This window comes from Sphaerochaeta sp. UBA5836, assembly GCF_002432845.1.
In the GTDB taxonomy this organism is placed as follows: Bacteria; Spirochaetota; Spirochaetia; order Sphaerochaetales; family Sphaerochaetaceae; genus Sphaerochaeta.
In genome coordinates this window covers 1-7,413 of record NZ_DJGW01000066.1, presented here as the reverse complement: position 1 = coordinate 7,413, position 7,413 = coordinate 1, and the positions used below count along the sequence as shown (strand labels likewise).

The 7,413-nt window shown below is 51.4% G+C and carries 7 protein-coding genes; 6 read left to right on the top strand and 1 reads right to left on the bottom strand.

The genetic code is table 11. From position 1 onward, the window contains the following. Positions 1–60: 60 nt before the first annotated feature. Positions 61–804 carry an AAC(3) family N-acetyltransferase gene (locus B3F49_RS05190; RefSeq protein WP_293909475.1) on the bottom strand — a complete coding sequence of 248 codons (744 nt, stop codon included), beginning with the start codon at positions 802–804 and terminating at the stop codon, positions 61–63. Between the two features lie 100 nt (positions 805–904). On the opposite strand from B3F49_RS05190, the gene B3F49_RS05185 reads away from it, so the two are divergent. From B3F49_RS05185 to B3F49_RS05160, 6 genes are all read left to right on the top strand, one after another. Beyond that, positions 905–2,086 (top strand): AGE family epimerase/isomerase, encoded by a 1,182-nt coding sequence (locus tag B3F49_RS05185; protein WP_293891930.1) that lies wholly within the window; start codon positions 905–907, stop codon positions 2,084–2,086. 243 nt (positions 2,087–2,329) lie between these two features. Beyond that, the gene (locus B3F49_RS05180; protein WP_293891933.1) at positions 2,330–3,604 is read left to right on the top strand and encodes an ABC transporter substrate-binding protein; all 1,275 of its coding nucleotides are present in this window, start codon (positions 2,330–2,332) and stop codon (positions 3,602–3,604) included. A 64-nt stretch (positions 3,605–3,668) separates the two neighbouring features. After that, the gene (locus B3F49_RS05175; RefSeq protein ID WP_293891936.1) at positions 3,669–4,565 is read left to right on the top strand and encodes a carbohydrate ABC transporter permease; all 897 of its coding nucleotides are present in this window, start codon (positions 3,669–3,671) and stop codon (positions 4,563–4,565) included. 9 nt (positions 4,566–4,574) lie between these two features. Beyond that, positions 4,575–5,405 carry a carbohydrate ABC transporter permease gene (locus tag B3F49_RS05170; RefSeq protein ID WP_293891939.1) on the top strand — a complete coding sequence of 277 codons (831 nt, stop codon included), beginning with the start codon at positions 4,575–4,577 and terminating at the stop codon, positions 5,403–5,405. A 125-nt stretch (positions 5,406–5,530) separates the two neighbouring features. Then, on the top strand, positions 5,531–6,850 hold the full coding sequence (locus B3F49_RS05165) for an alpha-glucosidase/alpha-galactosidase (RefSeq protein WP_293909472.1): 1,320 nt from the start codon (positions 5,531–5,533) through the stop codon (positions 6,848–6,850). A gap of 66 nt (positions 6,851–6,916) precedes the next feature. Continuing rightward, the coding region (locus tag B3F49_RS05160; protein WP_293909469.1) for an AraC family ligand binding domain-containing protein at positions 6,917–7,413 on the top strand (497 nt) is incomplete at its 3' end.

Here is a 7,413-nt window from a genome sequence, read left to right as displayed (position 1 = left end):
AAGGATTCGTTGGAGCAGCTTGATACGCTTACTCCTTTGCATTTGGTCATCGCAGAGAGCTCAGCGTTCACCGAATAAGTCGGGATCCTTTGCAAGCAACTCATTCAATGCCTGCGTTAAGGGCTTGGTCTGGTGATAGAGCACCCTTGCGTCGCCCAGTCGGCCTTCCTTGAGGATGCCTTGCTCCCTCAGGTACTCTTCCACCCGGGGAAAGTTTTCCGCTCCATGGCCAAGGTGTCCGCTGTTCGGACGGGGAACGAGCGTCCCGTCACTGAGGCGGATGAAGAGCATGCGCTTCTTCTCATTGATCCGGTTGGGTATGTCCAGCCACTCTTCCACCCCGTGGATGAAGGTGTCCCGGTTCAAGCCGACCCCCACCAGCAATATGGTGGCATTGCGGTCCAGCAACCTGCCCCATGCTCCTTCACGAGGGCAGGGAGTGGTATACAAGTGGTCTCCCTCTGTGAAGATTTTTGCATCCTTGCCGAAGGCGACCACCGAATGGGTCGGGTGTGCCGAGCGTATACCATTCGGGGTCTTTCGGGCCAGCTCGGGAATGATTCCGATGCAGACCTCGGTCTCATTCACACTGTAGTAGGGTTGGTCCTCGGTCACATTCGCCCACGTATGGGTGGGGAACACCATCAAACCGTCATGCATATACTCGACCATCGCATCGACTACGGTTTGCGCTCCGCCCTCCACCTCTCCTAAACTCTTGTAGGAGAAATGTGCAAGGGTGGTTCCTTCAGAATCGAGTCCGAGGGCTTTCAAATCAACGAGCAAGCTTTGTTTCGTGTGCATGCAAAGCATCATGCCATACGAGAGTGGGGGAATCAAGGGTGGAAAATCGGTGACGCACCAGCGTAATTGGAGTAAGATGGCTCGTATGTGAGGGTATGCAATGAAACAAACATCTGACCTGTTGTACCAGGAATACCGGCATATGCTGGTGGACAACATTCTTCCATTCTGGCTTCGCTATGGCTTGGATCGGGTGCATGGCGGCATGTATACAGCTCTGGACCGCGACGGTTCAATTCTCGATACCGACAAATCGGTCTGGTTTCAGGGAAGGGCCTTGTGGACCTATGCCACAGCGTATCGGCAGGTGGAGAAGAACAGCGAGTATAAGAGTGCCTGCGACTCGTTGGTCTCTTTCATCGAAGCCAACTGTTTCGATCCGTCGGACGGACGGATGTACTTTCGTGTCAGCAAGGAAGGCAGGCCGGTGATCAAGCGTATCCGCTATGTCTTCAGCGAGACCTTCGCCATCCTGGGCTTTGCAGCCTACAGCAGGGCTTTCAACCGTCCCGACTATGCCCAAAAGGCGTATGACCTGCTTTTGAAGGTGGAAGGGTATCTAGCCACTCCCGGCATCCTGGTTCCCAAGTTCGAGACCGCTTCCCTGGGATTCGGGCTCCCCATGATCCTGCTCAATACCGTACAGGAACTCAGGGCCGCACTTCCTGACCAAGCTGCAGCTTTCAACGCTCGCATCGACGGCTATCTTGAGCAGATCAAGACGTACTTCGTCCGTCCTGAACTGCAGATAGTGGTGGAACAGTGCAATCCTGACGGTTCGCTGCAGCTCGACCACTTCGAGGGACGCCAGCTCAACCCCGGCCACGCCATTGAGGGTGCATGGTTCATCCTCAATGAGGCGCGCTACCGCAGCAATGATCCTGAACTGATGAGCCTGGGAACCACGATGCTCGATTGGATGTGGGCCAAGGGCTGGGACAGCGAGATGGGAGGAATCATCTACTTCCGCGATGCCTTGGGCCGAAGTGCTACAGAGTACTGGCACGACATGAAGTTCTGGTGGCCGCAGTGTGAGGCGGCGATTGCCAACCTCATGGCTTACAGCATGACAGGCAAGGATGCCTACCTTGCCCAATTCGATACGGTGCATCAGTACATCAAAGATCACTTCCTCGACCGAGAATTCGGTGAGTGGTACGGCTACCTCCATCGCGACGGAACCCTTTCCACTCCCTTGAAGGGCAACATGTATAAAGGGCCGTTCCATATCCCGAGAATGTATCTGGTCTGCTGTCAGTTGCTTGATGAGCTGAGGCGCTGACGCTCTTCGGGGACTTTCCCTTGGAAGGTTCCCAATACATTCTGCCATCTGCTTTCATCATCTGAATCAATTTTATACATACCATTTTTCCATATATTGGTAACATTTCTACATTGTTTTCATGGAAATCCATCCTACGATAATATATGTCCAAACAATTACTTATGCGTTCTTACTCTTTGGACAACAAAAGAAGTGTAGAGGTCTTTATGCCTCTACCAGATAAAAATCAGGAGGATTTGTATGAAAAAGAGGATTCTTTCCCTGCTGCTCGTTGCGCTTTTTGTAAGTGCCCTGCTGTTTGCAAGCGGAGATGCTGAAAAAGCAAAAGCCGCCAGTGCTTCCAAGCCCTTGTCCGTTATGATTTGGGACTCCAATCAGGAACCGGGCATTCGGAAGATCATCGATGATTTCACAGCCAAGACAGGCATCACAGCCGAGATTCAGGTTGTGGATTGGAACAACTATTGGACGTTGCTCAGTGCAGGTGCCCAGGGCGGATCGCTTCCCGACGTATTCTGGATGCACTCCAATGAGTCTCAGCGGTATATGTCCAACGATTTGCTGCTTGATGTGACCGACCGTATCGCCAAGAGCGCACTCATTGATCCAGAGAACTATCCCGAGGATATTTGGAGCCTGTATACCTACAACAAGAAGTACTATGCAGTTCCCAAGGATGTGGATACCATCGCCCTGTGGTATAACCGTGCCTTGTTCGACCAGGCCGGTGTCGCATATCCAACTGACGACTGGACTTGGGAAGACCTCTATGCTGCTGCAAAGAAGATTACCAGGGCTGACGGCAGCGTGTATGGCTTTGCCAACGTGAATTCAAACAACCAGGCCGGTTGGTACAACCTGATTTATGGAAACAACGGGTATGTGCTGTCAGAGGACAAGAAAAAATCCGGTATGGATCTGCCTGCAACAATTGAGGCCATGCAGTGGATGGAGAAGATGATCAATGAGAATCTGATGCCTCCGCAGGCAGTCATGACTGAGAGCAGTGAGGATGTCCTGTTGCAGTCGGGCAAGATTGCCATGACCATGCAGGGCTCTTGGATGCTTCCTGCCTTCCGTGACAATGAATACACCCTGAAGAATTGTGATATCGCCATGCTGCCGAAGAACAGCAAGACCGGCCGCCGTCCCTCCATTTACAACGGCCTTGGCTGGGCGATTGCCAAGAATTCTCCACGCACCGACGATGCTTGGAAGTTGGTTGAGTACTTCGGTTCCGAAGAAGGCCAGCTCAAGCAGGCTCAATTGGGTATCACGATGTCTGCATACAAGAACACCAGCGAGCAGTGGAAGAACAGTGTGCCGCAGTTCAACCTGCAAGCGTATTTGAATATGCAGGACGATATGGTGATCCGCCCGTTCTCCAGAAATACGGTAAAGTGGGAAAATGCAGTACTTGATGTTATGCTGAAGGTCTGGAACAAAGAGATGACCATGGAAGCAGGATGCAAGGAAGCAGCCCGCCAGATGAACGCGATTCTTGCCGAAGAGTAGGAGTCAACCTTTCGAACCCGGGTGGCGCTTGGTCCGCCCGGGACTGTCCAAGGATTGGTTTTGCATGAAAAAACGCTCGTTACGTTCTGCAACCGCAACACAAACGTTTCTTTGGGGATGGGCTCTGATCCTCCCTACCATTGTCGGTTTGACGGTTCTCAATATTATTCCCTTGATTACCACAATAAGCCAGAGCTTTCACAAGACCGGGGATTTCGGCAGGGGTAATATTTTCATCGGATTGAAGAATTACCAAAAGCTGTTCTCCGACCAAGCTGTTTTGCAGTCGATCATCAATACGCTCAAATACACGATCGTCCAGGTGCCGTTCTCGGTTTTCATCGCCTTGGTTCTTGCCGTTATGCTCAATAGGGAGATCAAAGGCAGGGGAGCGTATCGAACCATTTTCTTTTTGCCCATGGTGGTTGCCCCGGCAGCTATCGCCATGGTATGGCGATGGCTCTACAATACAGAATTTGGATTGATAAACAATCTCTTCAATCTCAAGATCAGTTGGATTTCCGATCCTGCAATCGCGGTGTATTCAATTGCCATCATCGGCATCTGGTCGGATATCGGGTACAACATGATCCTATTCCTTGCAGGACTGCAGGAGGTCCCCAGGGACTATTATGAGGCAGCCGACCTCGACGGCGCGAGCATCTTCCAAAGCTTTCGGCATATAACCGTTCCGATGATCTCCCCGATTCTCTTCTTTGTCATCGTTACCCGAATGATTGCTGCCATGCAGGTCTTCGATACCATTTTCATGGTCATGGAGCAACGGTCGAATCCAGCTATGTATAAAACGCAGTCATTGGTATATCTCTTCTACCAATCGTCATTTGTGGAACGGGATTTTGGGTATGGTTCGACGATTGTCGTGGTTTTGTTGGTTCTCATCATGGCCATCACAGCAATACAAATAATCGCCCAAAAGAAATGGGTCCACTACAATTAGGAGATGCGCATGAGAAAGAGAAGCCTGATACATTCCCTGCTGCTGCATGCAATCCTGATCGGTGTATCACTGACCATGCTTATTCCGTTTGTGTGGATGGTTCTTACTTCGTTCAAGACGCCAGGGCAGGCCATCCAGCTCGATCCGTATGTGTTCTTCCCCACACAGTTCCAGTTCAACTCTTTTATCCGTGTCTTTACCACGAATAATTTTCTCAATCTGTATAAGAATACCTTGTTGTTGATTTTCTTCAGGATTCTCTGTGCGGTGGTGACCGCCAGCATGGCCGGATTTGCATTCGGCAGGCTGAAATTCAAGGGCTCTGAATTGGCCTTCTCCCTGGTGTTGGTCCAGATGATGATTCCTTCCCAGATTTTCATCATTCCCCAGTATCAGATGATCAGCAAACTCGGAATGACCAATACGACCTTTGCCTTGGTATTTCCCGGATTGGTCTCAGCCTTCGGTACGTTCTTGATGCGCCAAGCGTACAAGATCCTGCCCAAGGATTTGGAGGATGCAGCCAAGATCGACGGCTTGAATATCGGCAAGACCTTCCTGTATGTGCTTGCACCCCTGACCAAATCGAGCTTGGTCGCCCTTAGTGTCTTTACGGCTGTGTTTGCCTACAAGGAGCTGATGTGGCCGATGATTGTCAATACCAGCAAGGACTCCTTGGTCCTGGCCTCGGCATTGGCAAAAATGAAAGGCCAGTATGTTGCAAACTATCCCGAGCTCATGGCGGCATCCTTGATTGCGTGTGTGCCGATGATCCTACTCTACTTCATTTTCCAAAAGCAGTTCATTGAAGGAATTGCCACCTCGGGAGGAAAGTTGTAGCGCTTGTGTTTATGTAGTGTCTCTGCTGATGTGGTCAGGCTCTCCGGCCGGGGATGCCGTGATTGGTACATCTCTTTTTACGATAAGATTCCTCATGTGAGGACCATAATAGGAGAAGGGAAGCGATGAAAATTACCTTTTTGGGAGCTGGAAGCACAGTGTTTGCACGCAATGTGCTGGGTGATTGCATGGGAACCGAAGCTCTGCAGGATGCAGAGATGGCGCTCTACGATATCAATGCAAAGAGGCTGGAGGAGTCGAAGATGATTCTTCAAGCCATCAACGATACCATCAATGAAGGGCGAGCCAGAATAGTGGTCTATCACGGGCTTGGACAGCTTGAGGCCGCCCTGCGGGGTGCCACCTTCGTGGTTAATGCCATTCAGGTTGGCGGCTACGACCCGGCGACCATCATTGACTTTGAGATTCCCAAGAAGTACGGTCTGCGACAGACTATTGCCGATACCATCGGAATCGGGGGGGTGATGAGGGCGCTGAGAACAATCCCGGTGATGGAGGAGTTTGCCAGGGTGATGGAGCGGGTGTGCCCGAATGCGCTGTTGCTGAACTACTCCAATCCCATGGCGATGCTTACCGCCTACATGCTGCGGCACACCGCTGTAAAGACTGTCGGTCTCTGCCACAGTGTGCAGATATGTTCGGAAACCTTGCTCAAGGGATTGGGTATGGAGGATAAACTGGAAGGCAGGGTTGAACAGATTGCAGGCATAAACCACATGGCATGGCTGTTGAGCCTGCATGACAGGGACGGCAACGACTTGTACCCGGAGATCAGAAAGCGGGCTGCGCATAAGAATGCCACCGAGAAACACGATGACATGGTGCGCTATGAGTACATCAAGCATTTGGGCTATTACTGCACCGAGTCCAGCGAACATAATGCAGAGTACAATCCGTTCTTCATCAAGAAGGGGTATCCCTCCCTGATCGACCGATTCAACATCCCCCTCGACGAGTATCCCCGAAGGTGCATCCGCCAGATAGCCGAGTGGGAGGATGAGTGGAAGAAGATTCACAACCAGGGTACGGTCAGCCATGAGCGGTCGCTCGAGTATGCTTCGCACATCATGGAAGCGGTGGCGACCAATACGGTGTACAAGATCAACGGCAATGTGCTCAATACCGGCTTGATCGACAATATCGACAGTGATGCGTGTGTCGAGGTTCCTTGTCTGGTTGACGGTAATGGTGTCACTGCGTGCAAGGTGGGCAGGCTTCCCTCGCATCTGGCGGCGATGAACATGACCAATGTGAATGTGCAACTGCTCACCGTCGAGGCGGCACTCAGCCGGAAGAAGGAGGATATCTATCATGCAGTGATGCTCGATCCTCATACTGCCGCCGAACTGTCCATCGATGACATTGTGGCCATGTGCGACGAGATGATCGAGGCCCACGGACCGCTGATGGAAATGTATCAGTAAAAGAAACAAGGTATACACCCCCGGATTGGTCCGGGGTGTTGTATACTGGTCGGCAGGAGTAATGCCATGCCCGAAGATGAGTTGTTGATCAAGGCTGCCCGATTTGTAGGACTGGACGGGGTGAGGAAATCTGCAATTGATCTTGCTCTCTCGTACTGCGGTATCCAACAGTGCTCCCCTCTGCACAACAACGGACCTGAGATTCGTGATACCAGCTTCATCCATATCATCCGCTCTGGAAAAGGTGTGCTGAAAATGGAAGGAAGGGAGTATCATCTCCAGAGTAATCAAGCCTTCCTGATTCCTGCCGGAGTCAAGGCNNACGACCCCTGGCACTATATGTGGGTGGGTTTCTCCGGGCTGATGAGTGAGGAAAGCATGGCTATGGCGGGCTTTTCCAGGGAGCACCCGGTGCGTTCAGTTCTCAATGTACAACAGTTGCTGAAGGATGTTGAGGGTATGATCGAGACGTATCACCTCACATTTACCAATGAACTGCGTCGAAACGGCTGTTTTTTTCACTTCATCTCCCATCTGATTGAAGACTATCAGGCACAGGGCAC